Raw genomic sequence first — 17,478 nt, 5'->3', positions numbered from 1 at the left:
CTTAGCGGTTGGTCTGCTCGCGATAGTTTTCCAGTGCCTGCTTGGCTTCGTCATCGGCACGTGACTGCCAGTCGTTAAACAGCTCATCACCGGCGGTTTGTAGCGCTTCCGAAATAGCCTCATTAGGCTCAGAGACCGTGAGGCCGTTCTCTTCTAGGGCTGCCAAACTAGCCTGATTATCTTCGCGACTCATTTCCCAGCCACGCTCTTCAGCACGGGCAGCCGCTTCCATCAATGCTTCCTGGGTTTCCGCATCCAGGCGGTCAAAGCTTTTCTGGCTGATAAACACGATGTTTTTCGGCAGCCATAGGTTAGCGTCGGTGTAGTGGTTCACATAATCCCACGCCGCCATGGAATTTCCCGTCGAGCTTGAGGTAATCATGGCATCCACACGACCAGTGCTGAAGGCGGTGGGAATATCAGACTCTTCGGTTTCAGTGGGGCTACCACCCAAGTTATCAACGAAACGCTGGGTATTGATATTGGGTGCGCGCACGCGCAGTCCTTCAAACTGTGCGGGGTCGGTAAGCGGCTCGGCGGTGTAGATTCCCTGTGCAGGCCAAGCGACCGCGTAAAGCGGTATCAAGCCTTCATAGGCAAACAGTTCGGTGATCATCGGCTTGGTGGCTTCCCACAACGCGTAGGCATCATCATAGCTACCTGCCACACCGGGCAGCGTATCCACTTCAAAGATAGGGTCATCATTGGAGAGAACCGAGAGGAAGACTTCTCCCGCATCAATGGTGCCACGACGAACCGATGGCTTAATTTCCCCATGTGACACCAATGCGCCACCACTATGCACAGTAATGGTTAACTCACCGTCGGTGGCTTCAGCGACATCTTCGGCAAACTGCTTGTTGTTTTGGGTATGGAAGCTCGCATCGCCATAAGGAGTCGCCATCGTCCACTCCGCCGCGTGAGCCGTCACCGTTAAACTGCAGGCCGTTGCCAGTAGCAGGGTGGAAGTTAATGTTTTGCGCATGGTAAGTACCCTCTTATTTCTATTAGTTGGATGTATGTTGCGTCTAGGGAAGTGTTGCTTTGGTGGTAGTAGAAGGGACCTGGGCGGGTACCCAGCGTCCGGAGAAACAGGCTGCCGCCATATCACCGCGGCGATCTTGCGCGTAACGACAGGCGCATTGCTGAGCCAAGCGTGCAATGCTGCGGCAAAAGCGTGGATGATTCGCGGTACGCCATATCGCATCATAGTGCATCGCCGGTAATGGTACCGGTAAGGAGAGACGGTGCAGCGACCCTCGCTGCCATTCTTCCAATACGGTAGCCACCGGCAAGGCGCCGATCCCTAACCCCTCAGTGGTCATGCATACAATCGTCATTAGCGTACTGACACTGTGAATACGTGGGCTAGCCAAGCCCTGTTCAGCCAAATAGTCGACCAGTTCCACATAGGGTCGGGCCTGTTTACCAAAGGAAATGAACGGTAGTTGTTTACCCCAACTGGCAATATCGCCACTCACGATTGTGGCGTGCCGGGGAGAGACAAACATCCCCATTTCATAAGGGCTCAGCGATTCGAACTCAATTTGCTTTTGCGGAGCATAGCCATTCATTGCCAATACAATATCCAGCTCATTGCTCAGCAGCCGCTCGTTAAGCACTGGCGAGTAATCGACCGTCAATTCGATGGTCAGGCGTGGATACCGCTCAGTGAGCCGACGCATAAACTCGGGAAACCAGCTATGGGCAATAGTTTCAATCGTGCCAAGACGCAGAGGCGCCGAAAATGCCTCTTCGTTATCGAACAGCTGCATCGCCTCATCACGTTGGTGCAACATACGCTCAGCGTGCACAAAAAACTCGCGGCCACGCATAGTGGGCTGGATGGGCCGGGCGGAGCGTTCAAGGAGCAATTGTCCCACCGTGGTTTCCAAGCGCGAAATACGCTCAGAAACAGAAGGCTGAGTAAGGTGCAAACGGGACGCTGCCTTACGGAAGGAGCCAAGCCTTACCGCCCAGACAAACGCCTCAAGTTCCTTAAAATCGAGCATAGTGGCATGCCTAAAAATGACTTTTTGAGGTAAATAAGCGCCGTATTGCCGACATGTAAAGCCTGCTGTTGCCTACGCAATGCTCGTTATCACCGGATAACTATGCAACTTCGAGACCATCTCCGGCAGCGTCATTTCACCAACGTTATTATCACGCCTAGCCCTACTGTGATAAGCGTATCGTGCCCAAGCGTCAACCATTTTTCCACCAAATAACAATATGATAGAAGAGCCCGATAATTAGTATCGTTAAAAACGATTGGCACTAAGCATGCCGTGTTCATATATTGTTGCTGGATGACACTGCCGCTTCAGCCTAGTAAAAGTACCCCTTGCATCAACGACAGGAGTCGCCATGGACATCCCCCTGCTCAACTGCGATATGGGCGAAAGCTTTGGCAATTGGTCTATTGGCCTAGATGCCGAGGTAATGCCTTATGTCGATTGCGCCAATATCGCTTGTGGTTTTCATGCTTCCGACCCGCATGTCATGCGACGTACCGTTAAGCTAGCGGCTCAGCATAACGTGCGTATTGGCGCTCACCCTGGCTACCCGGACTTGATGGGCTTTGGCCGTCGCTCAATGGCGTGTTCGCCTCAAGAAGCGGAAGACATGGTGCTTTATCAGGTCGGTGCGCTGGCAGGCATTTGCCAAGCGGAAGGCACCCAGCTGAGCTATATAAAGCCACACGGTGCGCTGTATAACGACATGGCCGCCAACCCGGCGCTCCTGGAAGGCGTGATGCGTGCCGTACGTGCTTATGACTCCAGCTTACCGCTGATGATGATGTCCACCGCGGACCCTGAACCGCACCGCGAATTAGCCGCCAAGCTGGGCATTACGTTGTGGTTCGAGACGTTTGCCGATCGCGCTTATGACGCCAACGGTCACTTGGCCTCACGGCGTTTACCCAACGCCGTACACCATGACCAGGACACCATCGTTAACCAGGCGATCATGCTGGCCAAAGGAGAGCCGCTTACCGCACTCGATGGTACCCCGCTACCGTTAGCCTGCGACACGCTCTGCGTGCATGGCGACAATCCTGAGTCCGTGGCCGCCGTGCGCGCTATTCGCAAGGCTTTTCAAAGCCTGGAGCAGGCGTGAAAAAAGATACTGAAATGCGCATTGAAATTGCTGCCATGGATGCGCTGATGGTGCGCCTGTTCGACACCATCGACGAAACTAATATGGCCTGGGTGATAGCTGCCGACCAAGCGCTACGTAGTGCTTTTGGGGCGGTATTGATTGATCTCGTGCCCTCTTACACCACGCTTCTACTTCAATACGACTGCCAGCAGTTAAACCACACCGAGGCCCTCGGCCTGATCAACAAAGCGCTTGCCGACCTCGCCCCTGCGAATACTCAAGCAGGTGAATTGCATGACATTCCTGTGTGGTATGACGAAAGCGTGGGACCTGAGCTGCCTCTGGTCGCCAAGCGTGCCGGTTTAAGTGTTGATGAGCTGGTTAAGCAGCACTGCAACCATGACTACTGCGTCTTCGCGCTGGGCTTCGCGCCCGGCTACGGCTTTATGGGCTTGGTGGATGACGCTCTCGCCACGCCGCGCCTTAAAACCCCGCGCCGCAAGGTGGCCGCTGGCAGCGTCGGCATTGCCGACCGGCAAACCGCGATTTATCCGCTGCTCTCGCCGGGGGGCTGGAACATTCTGGGCCGTACCAACGTCCCCTTATTCGAGTACGCTAAGCGCGGCGAACCGCTTTTTCTTCCCGGCGACAAAGTGCGCTTTAGAGCGATCTCCCGCGCTGAGTTTGAAGCGGACGGCGGCGATACCACGCCGCTGGAGGAGCGCCCATGAGCCTGACCACCACGCATGAAGCACAACAGGGGATGGTCGTTAAACAGGCTGGGCCGCTGGCGTTAATTCAGGATGCTGGGCGCTTTGGTGTTCGCCATTTAGGGGTCACCCAAGGGGGGGCCGCCGACTGGATTTCATTTCGCTGGGCTAACTGGCTACTGGGTAACACGTTAAACAGCGCCGCTCTCGAGATTGTGATGGGTGGTGGCTTAAGCTTTGAAACCGAACGCGAGGTTCAGTTAGCGCTAACCGGGGCGGATCTAGACGCCCAGGTGGATGGCAAGCCTCTCGCGCCTAATACAAGCTTCAAGTTCCTACCCGGCCAGCGTCTAGTGTTTCGCCAGCCACGCCAAGGCTTGCGCGCGTATCTTGCCTTTCCCGGCGGACTGAATGCGCCAGAAGTGTTGGGCAGTCGCGCCTGTACCGCCCGTGAACAGTTGGGCGGTTTGCACGAAGATGGCAAGCCGCTTCAAGTAGGCGACCGATTAACCTGGCAAGGCGTCGCACCGGCGGTTAGGCAGATGACGGAGGGGCAAGGCCCATACATGCCGGTGTCAGGCTGCCGCTTACCTATCGTCCTTGGCTCCCAGATCGCCTCTTTCAGTGGACGTGCCCTGTTTCAGGCCTTTAACCAGCCTTGGGAAGTAGATACCCGCGCCGACCGCATGGGTGTGCGGCTCACCGGCCCGGCCCTGCACAGCTCACTGACGGGCATTATTTCTGAAGGTATTCCGCTAGGAGCCGTACAGATACCGCCGGATGGTCAACCCATTGTGCTGATGAATGACCGCCAAACAATTGGCGGCTACCCACGGTTAGGCGCTCTTACTCCCATCGCCTGCGCCACCCTGGCCCAGTGCCTGCCTGGCACCAAGGTCTGGCTAGCGCCCGTTAGCGCCAGCCAAGCCCAGGCCGATTATCGACAACAGCTAACGGTTTGGTGCTAAACCTGAAAAGCCCCTTAGGGGGCTTTGAGGTAGGTGATTGACCGTAACGATTGCCGCTTCCGATCATTGTTTTGAGCCACTACCGACCTAAACCGCGGCGTTTTTTAGTCAGTTCTTCAGTGATAGCGGTAAAAAAGTCGTCCCTGGAGGCGTGGTGGGGCCGAGTGACAACACTCACACCGATAAAGAGAACACTTGAGACCACGATCCCCCAGACGCCAGCAGGCAGGCCCAGCAGAGAATTTCCCGTCGCATACATCACCAGTACAAAGGCGCTGGCCCCCACCACACTGACCAGCGCGCCAGCCGCGGTGCCACGCTTCCAATAGAAAGCGCCGATAAGGGCGGGAACCATCGCAACCAGGCCAGAGGAGGCGGCCACAGACAATACCGCAATCAGGTCCAGCTGTAGCTCGGCAAAAGCCAGCGCCATCAGCGCAATCACGGGTACCACCAATTTACCCACCAGCAGTTGGCGTTTTTCGCTAACGTTCGGTTTAACGTTGGCATAAACATCACGGGATACCATGGAGGCCAGCGTCAACATGATCGAATCGATGGTAGAAACAGCCGCAGCCAATATGCCGATCATCACAATAACGCCTAACGCTGGCGGTACCAACGTCGACCCCAGCAGGGTCGGAGTCGCCAAATCAGCGCTTTCCAGGTCTGGAAAGGCAACCAAGGCTGAGAACCCCCACAGCACGGATACCATCGTGTAGATAAAACCAAACACTAGAAACCCAATCAGCATGTGCCGCATCGAGCGCAACGAAGAAGGCATGAACAATCGTTGGCTGACCTGAGGATTGGAAAGGCTAAAGAAGAACCATGGAATGGTAAGCCCTAAGAAGGTGACGAAGCTGAATAATCCAGGCCCTGGTACGGTAAGCGCTTGAGGATGATCCGTGGCGAGCGTATCGAACAATACTCCAAAACCGCCCAGCCCTTGAATGACCAGAAAGGCCACTAGCGTCGAGGCCACAATCATCATGATAGCTTGAAGCGAGTCGGTCCACATGACCGAGCGTATTCCCGCAATATAAGAGAAAAAGATGGCGATGATGGTGGCCAACACGACACCGGTGGTAAAGGTAATCGCCCCATCGGTGACGCCCTGCAGTAAATACCCCACGCCCGCCAACTGTACCGCAGAGTAAGGCACCAGAAAGATGCAACTGGCAAGAGAGACCGCCATCGCCACATACTTGCTGTTGTAACGGTGGCCCAGCATCTCGCTAGGTGTTACAAAGCCAAATTTTTTGCCTACCGCCCAAAACCGGGGCCCAAAAATAGCCACCAGGGAAACACCGGCAAAATAGACAATTTCGAAGCCAAGCGCGCCGACACCACCTGCATAGGTAAGACCGGCCAAGCCCACCATCATGAACGCGCTATAAGTAGTGGCACTGTAGCTCAACGCCGAGACAAAGCCGTTCATGCGCCGATTACCCAGAAAGTAGCCGGACATGCTGTCTGAAACGCCTTCTGCCGGGCTTTGACGCGACATGATCGCAATCCCTACCGCGATCAATATATAAATGGAAATGGACCACCATATGAGCGCCTCAGTCATTGTCATGCTCCTCAAAGTCCATGGTAATAAACACATTGAGAGCAATCACAACGAGCCCTGCACAGCCCCAAAACAAGAAGCTGCCATACCACGTAGCAATATGGGCTAGCAGGGTATAAGGCACTAGATAGCACATTAAAACCACGCCCCATACTAGCCATATCCATCGACTGCGTTTCATAGATCCTCACGTTTTATTGTCTTAGCAAGAGAAGTATCTGGTGGCGGTACGGTTGGTGTAAATCAGCGATAGGCTATCCCAACGAAAAAGACACCCTGGTGAACTGTATCCCAAATGTTTGGGGTCAGTTCACATGGGGTGCCTTAGTTCACTAACGATGTTAATTACCGAGCGTCGCTAGTAACGACCCCTCACTCCATATGCAATAGCGTATAAAGCGCTTCGCTGGCATGGCGCTCATCACGTTCATCGATACTGCCAACACCCATTTCGCGGTCATTATCGTACACCACAAATAGGCGCTCATGATCCAGCACCGCTAGCCCTTCTGCCTTGTGCTCAAATTCAAGTGGCCTGTCATCCACTCCATGTATCAAGGCTGGGGGCTCACCGGTGGTGAGGTTATCTAGCGCCATTAACCATAGATAACCACCTATACGCTCAACGCCATCCACCTCTGTTTCAAAGCTGGTCATCAGGTAAAGCCGGTGGTGATAGGGGTCGTACTCCAGGCTCGATAGCCCGCACGCTATTGTCACCTCTTTATGATCGGTGGGAGTAAACGCGTAGAGCTCACGCATTTCATCAAGGAATTCGAGGTTGCCGGAGGCGTTCACCACGTAGTGGGCGCCGATGACTCGACACACATAGGAAAAGTTGTCGTGCCGCTGCCCCTGCTCGCGCACGCCAAACAGCAGCAGGCCATCACCGAGCTCGCCCGGCACGGCAGCTAGGCCTTCTATCTTATAGTAGGGAAAGCCAATCGCATGGTTTAGCTTATTGCGTAACTCAAGCGACCCTTCAACGCCATCACGTGGATCAGGGTCGACCGCCTGCACCTTATCCGGCTCTCCTAGCGGCCAGATTAATAAATGATTGTAGGCATTCAGGTCATGGGTCACGTCATCGATGCGATCAAACCCAGTCGTTGCCAATACATGCTTACCGTCGGCGGTTAACGCGAAGTCTTCATACTTCACCGCTCGCTTGATCAGCGGGGTAGTAAAATATTCAAGCGCCGTGTCATCGGGGCCATTCTCCCTCATCGGCAAGGCAAAGACCGCAGAACGATGCTCTCCGGGAATTGGCTTGTCGCTGGCCAGCAACAGCCGCTCACCGTCGTACATCACCGCCGACACCTCGGCATTAACGAGGTTGCCCTGCTCATCGCGAAGGCCGACGGGGAAACAGTGAATACTGCCTTGCTGCACAATTCTGGCTTGCTGCCTATCGTTCTGCATCGTGTGACTCCTTTGGAATATCCTAACGATGGACAACGCCCATGCTGGAAAACTCCTGTATTCAGGCTGTTATGTTTTCAATGAAGCGTGGGGGAAGTCAATGCCAAGAAAAAACCCGCACCTTTCGATGCGGGTTGAGCAAGGGAAGTAACGCTTCGTGATGGTTAGGCGACGTCGAAGCGATCCGCGTTCATCACTTTGGTCCAGGCAGCGATAAAGTCTTTTACGAACTTCTCAGCATTATCGTCCTGGGCATACACCTCTGCGTAGGAGCGCAGGACAGAATTGGAGCCAAACACCAGATCAACGCGCGTGGCTGTCCATTTCACAGTGTCGGTTTGACGGTCGCGAATCTCGTACGTGTTTCTACCTACCGGCTTCCAGGTATTGCCCATGTCCGTCAGGTTGACGAAGAAGTCATTGGTCAGTTGGCCTTCACGGTCAGTGAATACGCCATGCTTGGTGCCACCATGGTTGGTGCCTAGCACGCGCATACCGCCGAGTAATACGACCATTTCCGGCCCTGTCAGCCCCATCAGTTGAGCGCGGTCCAGCAATAGCTCTTCTGGTTTTACCACATACTCTTTCTTCTGCCAGTTACGGAAACCATCCGCCAGCGGTTCCAGAGGCTCAAAAGAGGCGTCGTCGGTCATCTCTGCCGTAGCATCGCCACGCCCTTTCAGGAAAGGCACGCGAACGTCATAGCCTGCTGCTTTGGCCGCTTTCTCAATCGCTACGCTACCCGCCAGCACGATCACATCGGCGACACTAGCGCCGGTATCAGCGGCAATCTGCTCGTATACTGCCAATACGTCGGCGAGGCGTGCCGGTTCGTTACCTTCCCATTGCTGCTGGGGCGCCAGGCGAATACGGGCTCCGTTGGCCCCACCGCGCATATCAGAACCACGGTAAGTGCGGGCGCTGTCCCACGCCGTGCTGACCATGTCGCTGATGCTAAGCCCGCTTGCAGCAATCTTCTGCTTAACGACTTCTTCGCTATAGTCGGTGCTGCCCGCCGGAATAGGATCCTGCCAGATCAGATCTTCAGCGGGTACTTCCGGGCCGATATAACGTGATTTAGGCCCTAGGTCACGGTGAGTCAGCTTGAACCATGCTTTAGCGAACGTGGTTTTGAAGTACTCCGGGTCCGCCATGAATTTTTCGCAGATTGCCCGGTAGGTCGGGTCCATCTTCATCGCCATATCCGCATCGGTCATGATCGGATTGTGGCGAATAGACGGGTCGCTGGCGTCGACCGGCTTGTCTTCTTCTTTGATATTGACAGGCTCCCACTGGAAAGCACCTGCCGGACTCTTTGTCAGTTCCCACTCATAGCCGAAGAGCAGATCAAAGTAGCCCATATCAAATTGGGTCGGGTTAGTGGTCCAGGCACCTTCAATGCCGGAGGTAATGGCATTGCTTGCCTTGCCATTCATGGTCGGGTTCCCCCAACCAAAGCCCTGGTTTTCAACGTCAGAGGCTTCTGGCTCTGCACTCAGCGCTGCCGCGTCACCGTTACCGTGGCACTTACCAACGGTGTGACCACCCGCCGTGAGCGCCGCGGTTTCTTCGTCGTTCATCGCCATACGGGCAAAGGTTTCGCGCACTTGCTGGCCGGTTTTCAGCGGATCAGGCTGGCCGTTAACGCCTTCGGGGTTAACGTAGATAAGCCCCATCTGCACGGAAGCGAGTGGGTTTTCCATGGTTTCCGGCTTTTCGACGTCGCCATAACGCTCGTCGGAAGGCGCCAGCCACACTTTTTCGTCGCCCCAGTAAATATCCTTTTCCGGGTGCCAAACGTCGATACGGCCAAATGAGAAACCATAAGAAGGTAGCCCCATGGATTCGTAAGCGACGGTGCCCGCCAGAATCATAAGGTCGGCCCAGCTAATCTTGTTGCCATATTTTTTCTTGATCGGCCACAGCAAGCGTCGCGCTTTATCAAGGCTGACGTTATCAGGCCAGGAGTTGAGCGGGGCAAACCGCTGACTGCCGGTACCGCCGCCGCCACGGCCGTCAGCAAGACGGTAGGTGCCCGCCGAGTGCCATGCCATGCGAATCATCAAGCCGCCGTAGTGGCCCCAGTCAGCCGGCCACCACGACTGGCTGTCGGTCATCAGGGCATGAACGTCTTGCTTGAGGGCGGCAAAGTCGAGCTTTCTGACCTCTTCGCGGTAGTTAAAATCAGGATCCATCGGGCTGGATTTGCGATCATGCTGATGCAAGATATCCAGATCGATTCCTTCAGGCCACCAATCCTTGTTTGTGGTACCCGTAGACGTGTTGCCACCATGCATGACAGGACATTTACCGCTCATTACGCTTTCCCCTTATTGCTTTTTTATCGGTAGCGATGAGTGAATCGCGACCAAATCAACTGACGTTGAGCATCCGGTACGTTGTCGTTCGTACTAATACCGACGCATCATTAACTTGGTACTTTTTAAAGCAGAACGGTAATAGTCACAATTTGCTTTTTGCGACTAGGCTAATAGCTTTTAACCATCAGCATTAAACGCTGAACTCCTCAGTATCTATATCAGCCTGCTGCGCGTCGCTGTAGCGAGCACCGGCGACCTGGTCGGGTGTCATCATGGTGTCAAGTTGCGTCATGGTGGCAGCATCCAGCACGAGCGTTTCAGCCGCTAGGTTTTCGCGCATATGATCAACGGAGCGGGTACCCGGAATGGGAGCAATATCGCCGCCTTTTGCCTTAAGCCACGCCAGTGCCAGTTGTCCAGGCGTTACGCTCAAGGCCTGCGCCAACGCTGCTAAGTGGCCAAATAGCGCTTGATTGTGGGGGTAGTTCTCGGCGCTGAAACGCGGCATATTACGGCGCATATCGCCCTCTTCCAGGCGCTCTGGATCGTTAACCGCACCCGCTAGGAAACCGCGCCCCAAGGGGCTAAACGCCACCAGGGTGGTGCCCGCTTCGCGGCACGCATTTAGCAGCGCAATTTCGGGGTTACGCGTCCACAGCGAGTATTCTGACTGCACGGCGGCGATCGGGTATTCGGCTACCGCCCGGCGCAGCGTGGCGGCGGAAATTTCTGAAAGCCCCACGCCGCCAATTTTACCCTCTTCGACCAGCCGCCCAAGCGCCCCGACACTCTCTTCAATCGGCACTTGCCGATCCATCCGGTGCAGGTAATAAAGATCCAAATGGTCGGTGCGCAGCCTTTCAAGGCTCGCTTCACACTGTTTACGTAGCGTATCCGGACGACCATCAATCACCCGCTTGCCCGACTCGGGGTCTATGGCCAAGCCGCATTTACTGGCCAGCAAGAGCTGATCTCGCTTATCTTCAAGCGCACGCCCTACCACACGCTCATTGACGGTCGCGCCATACAGTGTGGCGGTATCAAAGTGGCGATAGCCCAGCTCAAACGCTTCATCCAGCACCCGCAGTGCTCTGTTTTCCGGCACCATACTGCCGTAGCCGTGAGAGAGGTTCATACAGCCAAGCCCTATCGAAGGGGCGTTAACGGCTTGAAGACGCTGAAGAAAACTCGACATTGAAATCCCCATCTTTGAAAAATCAGTTTAGAACGTGTCACCACCGAACTGTAGCGCGGCTAAATGACGATACAGCGGACTGCTGTGCAAGAGTTCAGCGTGCGTGCCCACGGCCACCAGATGTCCTCCTTCAAGTACCAACAGACGGTCCGCGGCAATCACTGTCGCGAGCCGATGGGCAATCACGATACTGGTGCGCCCCACCATCAACCGATCCAGCGCCTGCTGAACCAGTCTCTCACTTTCTGCATCCAGCGCACTGGTGGCCTCATCCAGCAATAACACTGCCGGATTTTTAAGCAGCGCCCGGGCAATAGCGAGCCGCTGGCGTTGGCCACCGGAAAGCTGGACACCGCCAGGGCCCAGCGGCGTATCAAAGCCTTGAGGCAGCGCCTCAATAAAATCCAGCGCGCTGGCATCCTGGCTGACGACACGCAATCGATCCTCATCAGCAAGCGGGTCGCCATAGCGCAGATTATCAGCCACTGAACCGCTAAACAGCACCGGTTCTTGGGCGACGAGACCCATCGCCTCGCGCAAGGCGGTCAGGTCTAGCGTGCGGATATCACTGCCATCAAGGGTAATGCGGCCTTGGCTTGGGTCATAAAAGCGCAGCAGTAGTGACAAAAGAGTGCTTTTCCCCGCCCCCGACGGTCCCACGATCGCCACCCGCTCCCCTGGTTGAATATGCAGATCAAACCCGGCAAGCGCCAGCGTTTCCCGGCCTGGGTAGGTAAAGCTAACGTTTTCTAGCTTAATGTCTCCTCGCAGAGGATGAGGTAGGGTGTGGGGCGTGGAGGGCGATTGGATGGCGGGCTGAGTGTCGAGCAGTTCCAACAACCGTTCTGCCGCTCCCGCAGCGCGCTGCACATCGCCTGCCACTTCAGCCAGCGTGGCGATCGCCCCGGCTGCCAATACGGCATAGAAAATAAACGCAGAGAGTTCACCCGCGCTCATGGTTCCGGCCAGCACCGCCTGACCGCCCTGCCACAGCATTAGCCCAACGGCGGTAAACACCACCAGCATGGCGATGCCGGTCAACCAGGCACGCTGCTGGGTACGCTCCACGGCGCTGCCAAACGCCTGCTCCACACGCTGTCCATAGTGGTCTTTATTGACACTTTCGTGGGTAAACGCCTGGAGAGTTTGAATACCGCTAAGGGCCTCTTCGGCATAGCGCCCAAGCTCGGCCACACGGTCTTGGCTGGTACGCGACAACCGCCGCACCCGACGGCCATACCAGACGATCGGCAAAAGCGTGGCGGGAATGCCGATCAATACCATGGCCGATAGCCACGGTTGTGTCACCAGCATCAGCACCACAGCACCCGTCAGCATGACCAGGTTGCGCAGCGCCAGCGACACCGACGAGCCAAAAAGGCTCTGCAGTACGCTGGTATCCGCTGTCAGCCGTGAGGCGATCTCACCCGCGGCGCGGCCGTCACTGGCACTCTCAAAAAAACTCGGCTCAAGCGTGAGCAAATGGTCAAACACGCGCTGACGAAGGTCGGCGGCCAGACGTTCGCCAATCCAGCTCACCAGGTAATAGCGTAGCGCTGAGGCTATCGCCAACACCGCCACTACCCCGAGCATCATCACCAGCGTTTGTGCTAACGCCTGTTTGTCTGTATCGAGGAAACCATGGTCGATCACCAGACGCAGTCCATTACCCAGCAACAGCACGCTTCCTGATGCCAATAACAGCGCTAAGCCAGCGAGGACTAACCGGAGCCGATACGGACGCAGCAGCCCCAGCAGGCGCAACAGCACGCGGGGATTAGGGCGTTGATTCATAGTAAGGAGTGCTCAACACGATAGTGGGACTTCGACCATAGCAGGAGTGGTGAGTGCATGCAGCCTACGCGTGAGAAGGCGGTTAACCATAACTAAAAAAGCCCACGATCTCTCGCGGGCTTTAGTCTGAATTACGCAGTCGTTAATGGCTAACGACGCGTAAACCTAATCAATCATAGGCAACAGCGTATTCAGGCTTTCTCGGGCATCGCCATAAAACATGCGGGTGTTCTCTTTAAAGAACAACGGGTTTTCGATACCTGAGTAACCAGTGCCCTGACCGCGCTTGCTGACAAATACCTGCTTGGCTTCCCATACTTTCAAGACCGGCATACCGGCGATCGGGCTATTGGGGTCTTCCTGGGCCGCCGGGTTAACAATGTCGTTGGAGCCGATGACGATCACCACGTCGGTAGTGGCAAAATCATCATTGATTTCATCCATCTCCAATACAATGTCGTAAGGCACTTTGGCTTCCGCCAGCAGTACGTTCATATGCCCAGGCAAACGCCCCGCGACCGGGTGAATACCAAAGCGCACCTCTTTGCCTGCTGCGCGCAGCTTACGCACCAAGTCGCTGACCGCACTTTGCGCCTGCGCAACGGCCATGCCGTACCCCGGCACGATGATCACACTGTCCGCATCGTTTAGCGCACTCGCTACGCCGCCAGCATCAATGGCTACCTGCTCGCCTTCGATCTCGGCCGCAGGCCCAGTGCTTCCGCCAAAGCCGCCTAGAATGACATTAACGAAGTTGCGGTTCATCGCCTTACACATGATGTAAGAGAGGATGGCACCCGATGACCCTACCAGCGCACCGGTCACAATCAGCAGGTCATTGGAGAGCGTAAAGCCAATGGCGGCGGCCGCCCAGCCAGAGTAGCTATTCAGCATCGACACCACCACCGGCATATCGGCACCGCCAATGCCCATGATCAGGTGATAACCGATAAAGAAGGCAAGCAGAGCAAGCACCAGCAGCGTCCAGAAACCAGCACCGTTGATGTACAAAATCGCCAGTAGCAGCGACAGCACCGCCGCCCCCGCGTTAAGCATATGCCCACCGGGCAGTTGACGCGGTTTGCCATCGACCTTGCCCGCCAGCTTGCCAAAGGCAATCACCGAGCCCGTAAAGGTGACGGCACCGATAAAGATGCCCAGTACCACCTCAACTTGTAGAAACATCAGCTCGTCGGGGGCTTTGGTCGCCACCAGCGCCGCAAACGCGGAGAACTGATCCAACGATGCCTCTGCGGCCCGCGCGGCCATGACCCGGCGACGCTCCAAATCAGCGCTCCAGGCAACAAATACGGCCGCCAAGCCGACAAAGCTATGTAGCGCTGCCACTAGCTGGGGCATTTCGGTCATTTCGACCTTGCCCGCCACATAGGCGCCGATACCCGCGCCGATCAGCATCATCGGGATCAGCCACCAGTAGCCACCGATACCGGGGCCAAAAGCAGTGAACAACACGGCTACCGCCATGCCGATAATGCCGTACCACACGGCCCGTTTGGCTTTCTCCTGATTACTCAAGCCGCCCAGCGACAGAATAAACAGTACGCTCGCCGCGATTGCCGCGGCAGATACGAATCCTTGACTCAACATATCGTCTCTCCGCCGCTTAGGATTTTTGGAACATGGCCAGCATCCGGCGTGTCACCAGGAAGCCACCCACGATATTGATTGACGCAATAAGTACCGAGATCGACGCCAGCACACCGACCACGAAGCTGCCGGAGCCAATCTGTAGGATCGCCCCCAAAATAATGATGCCCGAGATCGCATTGGTGACCGCCATCAACGGCGTATGCAGCGAATGGCTCACTTTCCAAATCACCTGGAAGCCGATAAAGCAGGCCAACACAAACACGATGAAGTGTTGCATAAAGGAGGCTGGCGCCACCTGGCCCAGTAACAGCATGACCACACCACCAATGGCGAGCATGCTTACCTGGCGTTTGGTTTGTGCTTTAAAGGTGGCTAGTTCAGCCGCTTTTTTCTCTTCTGGCGTGGGCTCTTTTTCTTTCTTCTTCGGTTTGGAGGCCCCAATGGCTTTTACTTTGGGCGGCGGTGGCGGGAAGGTGATCTCGCCCTGGTGGGTCACCGTGGCGCCACGGATAACATCATCGTCCATATTGTGATCGATCACACCCTCTTTCTCAGGCGTTAGATCGGTCAGCATATGCCGAATATTGGTGGCATAGAGCAGCGACGATTGGGTGGCCATACGCGAAGGGAAATCGGTGTAACCGACCACCACCACGCCGTTATCGCTCACCACGCGCTCATCAGGCTTGGTCAAATCGCAGTTGCCGCCCTTTTCAGCGGCCAGGTCGATGATCACTGAGCCTGGCTTCATGGCCGCGACCATATCCTCAAGCCATAGCTTCGGCGCCGGTTTGCCTGGGATCAATGCCGTGGTGATGACGATATCCACATCGGCGGCCTGTTCGCGGAAACATTCAAGCTGCTTCTCACGGAACTCTGGGCTTGATGGCGACGCGTAGCCACCACTTTCAGAGCCATCCTGGCTATCTTCAAAGTCAAGGAACAGAAACTCTGCCCCCATGGACTCGATCTGCTCTGACACCTCAGGGCGCACGTCAAAAGCACGCACTACCGCGCCCAGGCTGGTGGCGGTACCAATCGCGGCCAACCCCGCCACGCCAGCGCCAATCACCAGCACTTTAGCTGGGGGCACTTTGCCCGCTGCCGTTACCTGGCCGGTGAAAAAGCGACCAAAGTTATTGCCCGCCTCGATGACCGCGCGGTAGCCGGCAATATTGGCCATGGAAGAGAGCGCATCCATCTTCTGGGCACGCGAGATACGTGGCACCATGTCCATCGCAATAACGGTGGCACCCTGGGCTTTACATTTTTCCAACAGCGCTTCGTTTTGCGCAGGCCAGAAGAAGGCAATCAGCGTTTGCCCTTCACGCAGCCGCTCGGCCTCTTCTTCAGAGGGCTCGCGGACTTTAATGACCACCTCAGCGTCGCGCCAGAGCACATCGGTACTCTCGACTACGGTTACGCCAGCATCACGATAAGTGTCGTCATTAAAGCCCGCCGCCAGGCCAGCGCCAGTCTCCACCAGGCATTCGTGACCTAGCTTCTGAATCTGTTTTGCGCTCTCAGGGGTTAGCGCGACACGCGCTTCCCCCCGGGCACTCTCTTTCGGGGCACCTATTTTCACTCGCGTTCTCCCTTATTAATTGTCCTGCAGCGTCGCTGCTAAGTTATTGAACACTGCCTACTTTTTGACGCGACACACACGCCTGCCAGCAGTCTAGGATCTAACGCCATACCTGCTTGATACTATTCAACCTTTGATTCAATTGGGTTGTTTAACTACAACACAGCTTAATCGAGATGTCAGCTAACCTGATGCCTAAACCCTTGAGCAAAATCAATAAGCGCCTTATTGAGCCAGGCATTATCGGGATCGTTAGCATATAGCTCATGCTGAATCAGCGTCATTTTCAATGTTGGTAGCTCCTTGGGCGGCTCTACCAAACGCACCGGTAGCATAGCGACGAACCGTTCAGCCATTTGCCGTGGGAGCGTCATGATCGCTTCTGTTAGCGCCACCACCCTGGCTGCAGCAATATAGTTGAGGTTTTTTGATATTACCCTACGTGTTAAGCCTTGTTGAGCTAAGCCACTATCGATATTGCTCGACCGCAGACCGCTAATATCGGCCAGTTCTACATGGAGCTCGCGGGCAAACTGTCCAATATCCAGCGCGTCACCCACGCGATCATTATGGGTAGCAGCCAAGCAGACCAGTTCCTCCTCCATCCAGGGCATCTGCATCACACCGCTGGGAAGCACGCGCTGATGATCCAGGCCTACCACCATATCGATTTGGCGCTGTTCAAGCCCCTCACTCAGTACGTCGGGAGTAATCAGCTCGATTGAAAAGCTGATGTCTGGTGCATAAGCCAGCAACTGACTAAGAAAAGGGGGATACATCACTTCTTCAAAGTAATCGGTCGTTGCCAGTGTAAAACGCCGTTTGCTGGTGGCGGGTGAGAAAGCCGCTGGCGGCGCCAGGCCTTGCCGCAGTAGCTCCAGGGCCTGTTGCACAATAGGCTGTAGCTCTAACGCTCGAGGGGTGGGTTGCATACCGCTTTCAGTGCGCACAAGCAACGGGTCTTCCAGTGATTCTCGCAGCCGTTTGAGCGCATGACTCAGCGCAGGCTGGCTTAAATAGAGAGTTTCCGCCGCTCTTGTCACGTGACGTTCACGCATCAGCGCTTCAAATACCAGCAGCAGATTCAAGTCGAAATAGCGTAGTGATCGCATAGCCACCCATCATTCATATCATGAATGCTCAAATTCTAAACATTCATTTAATTTATCACCAAACATTCTTTATTGTCTGCGC

The 17,478-nt window shown here is 55.5% G+C and carries 14 protein-coding genes; 3 read left to right on the top strand and 11 right to left on the bottom strand.

Annotated elements, in window-relative coordinates; genetic code table 11:
- Nucleotide 1: 1 nt before the first annotated feature.
- Nucleotides 2–985, bottom strand: coding sequence for a TRAP transporter substrate-binding protein (locus ACFFLD_RS16815; protein ID WP_386042434.1), 984 nt, complete (start codon nt 983–985; stop codon nt 2–4).
- Nucleotides 986–1,028: 43 nt separating this feature from the next.
- Nucleotides 1,029–2,012: a LysR family transcriptional regulator gene (locus ACFFLD_RS16810; protein WP_386042432.1), complete on the bottom strand. Its 984-nt coding sequence runs from the start codon at nt 2,010–2,012 to the stop codon at nt 1,029–1,031.
- 355 nt (nt 2,013–2,367) lie between these two features.
- Here ACFFLD_RS16810 and ACFFLD_RS16805 point away from each other — a divergent pair, with 355 nt between their 5' ends.
- The 3 genes from ACFFLD_RS16805 to ACFFLD_RS16795 are packed head-to-tail and all read left to right on the top strand — an operon-like array spanning nt 2,368 to nt 4,780.
- A complete protein-coding gene (locus ACFFLD_RS16805; RefSeq protein WP_386042430.1) occupies nt 2,368–3,120 on the top strand; it encodes a 5-oxoprolinase subunit PxpA in 753 nt (250 codons plus the stop codon).
- Nucleotides 3,121–3,134: 14 nt separating this feature from the next.
- A complete protein-coding gene (locus ACFFLD_RS16800; RefSeq protein ID WP_386042873.1) occupies nt 3,135–3,833 on the top strand; it encodes a 5-oxoprolinase subunit B family protein in 699 nt (232 codons plus the stop codon).
- On the top strand, nt 3,830–4,780 hold the full coding sequence (locus ACFFLD_RS16795) for a 5-oxoprolinase subunit C family protein (protein ID WP_386042428.1): 951 nt from the start codon (nt 3,830–3,832) through the stop codon (nt 4,778–4,780). The genes ACFFLD_RS16800 and ACFFLD_RS16795 overlap by 4 nt, the downstream gene beginning before the upstream one ends.
- 79 nt (nt 4,781–4,859) lie before the next feature.
- Here the strand turns inward: ACFFLD_RS16795 and ACFFLD_RS16790 are convergent, their stop codons facing one another.
- From ACFFLD_RS16790 to ACFFLD_RS16750, 9 genes are all read right to left on the bottom strand, one after another.
- Nucleotides 4,860–6,356, bottom strand: coding sequence for a sodium:solute symporter family protein (locus ACFFLD_RS16790; protein ID WP_386042426.1), 1,497 nt, complete (start codon nt 6,354–6,356; stop codon nt 4,860–4,862).
- Complete coding sequence (locus ACFFLD_RS16785; protein ID WP_386042424.1) at nt 6,349–6,537, bottom strand: hypothetical protein; 189 nt, start codon at nt 6,535–6,537, stop codon at nt 6,349–6,351. The genes ACFFLD_RS16790 and ACFFLD_RS16785 overlap by 8 nt, the downstream gene beginning before the upstream one ends.
- A gap of 191 nt (nt 6,538–6,728) precedes the next feature.
- The gene (locus ACFFLD_RS16780; protein WP_386042422.1) at nt 6,729–7,778 is read right to left on the bottom strand and encodes a hypothetical protein; all 1,050 of its coding nucleotides are present in this window, start codon (nt 7,776–7,778) and stop codon (nt 6,729–6,731) included.
- Nucleotides 7,779–7,942: 164 nt separating this feature from the next.
- Nucleotides 7,943–10,096: a catalase/peroxidase HPI gene (gene katG / locus ACFFLD_RS16775; RefSeq protein WP_386042420.1), complete on the bottom strand. Its 2,154-nt coding sequence runs from the start codon at nt 10,094–10,096 to the stop codon at nt 7,943–7,945.
- Nucleotides 10,097–10,289: 193 nt separating this feature from the next.
- Entirely contained in the window at nt 10,290–11,294 is a 1,005-nt protein-coding gene (locus ACFFLD_RS16770; RefSeq protein ID WP_386042417.1) for an aldo/keto reductase, read from the bottom strand.
- 27 nt (nt 11,295–11,321) lie between these two features.
- Entirely contained in the window at nt 11,322–13,088 is a 1,767-nt protein-coding gene (locus ACFFLD_RS16765) for an ABC transporter transmembrane domain-containing protein (RefSeq protein WP_386042415.1), read from the bottom strand.
- Between the two features lie 165 nt (nt 13,089–13,253).
- Nucleotides 13,254–14,696, bottom strand: a complete 1,443-nt coding sequence (locus tag ACFFLD_RS16760) for an NAD(P)(+) transhydrogenase (Re/Si-specific) subunit beta (RefSeq protein WP_386042413.1) — start codon at nt 14,694–14,696, stop codon at nt 13,254–13,256.
- Nucleotides 14,697–14,712: 16 nt separating this feature from the next.
- A complete protein-coding gene (locus tag ACFFLD_RS16755) occupies nt 14,713–16,284 on the bottom strand; it encodes a Re/Si-specific NAD(P)(+) transhydrogenase subunit alpha (RefSeq protein ID WP_386042411.1) in 1,572 nt (523 codons plus the stop codon).
- Nucleotides 16,285–16,463: 179 nt separating this feature from the next.
- On the bottom strand, nt 16,464–17,396 hold the full coding sequence (locus ACFFLD_RS16750; RefSeq protein ID WP_386042409.1) for a LysR family transcriptional regulator: 933 nt from the start codon (nt 17,394–17,396) through the stop codon (nt 16,464–16,466).
- Between the last annotated feature and the right edge of the window lie 82 nt (nt 17,397–17,478).

The organism is Vreelandella sulfidaeris, from assembly GCF_042429665.1.
Lineage (GTDB): Bacteria > Pseudomonadota > Gammaproteobacteria > Pseudomonadales > Halomonadaceae > Vreelandella.
This window is presented reverse-complemented; position numbering and strand designations above follow the sequence as displayed.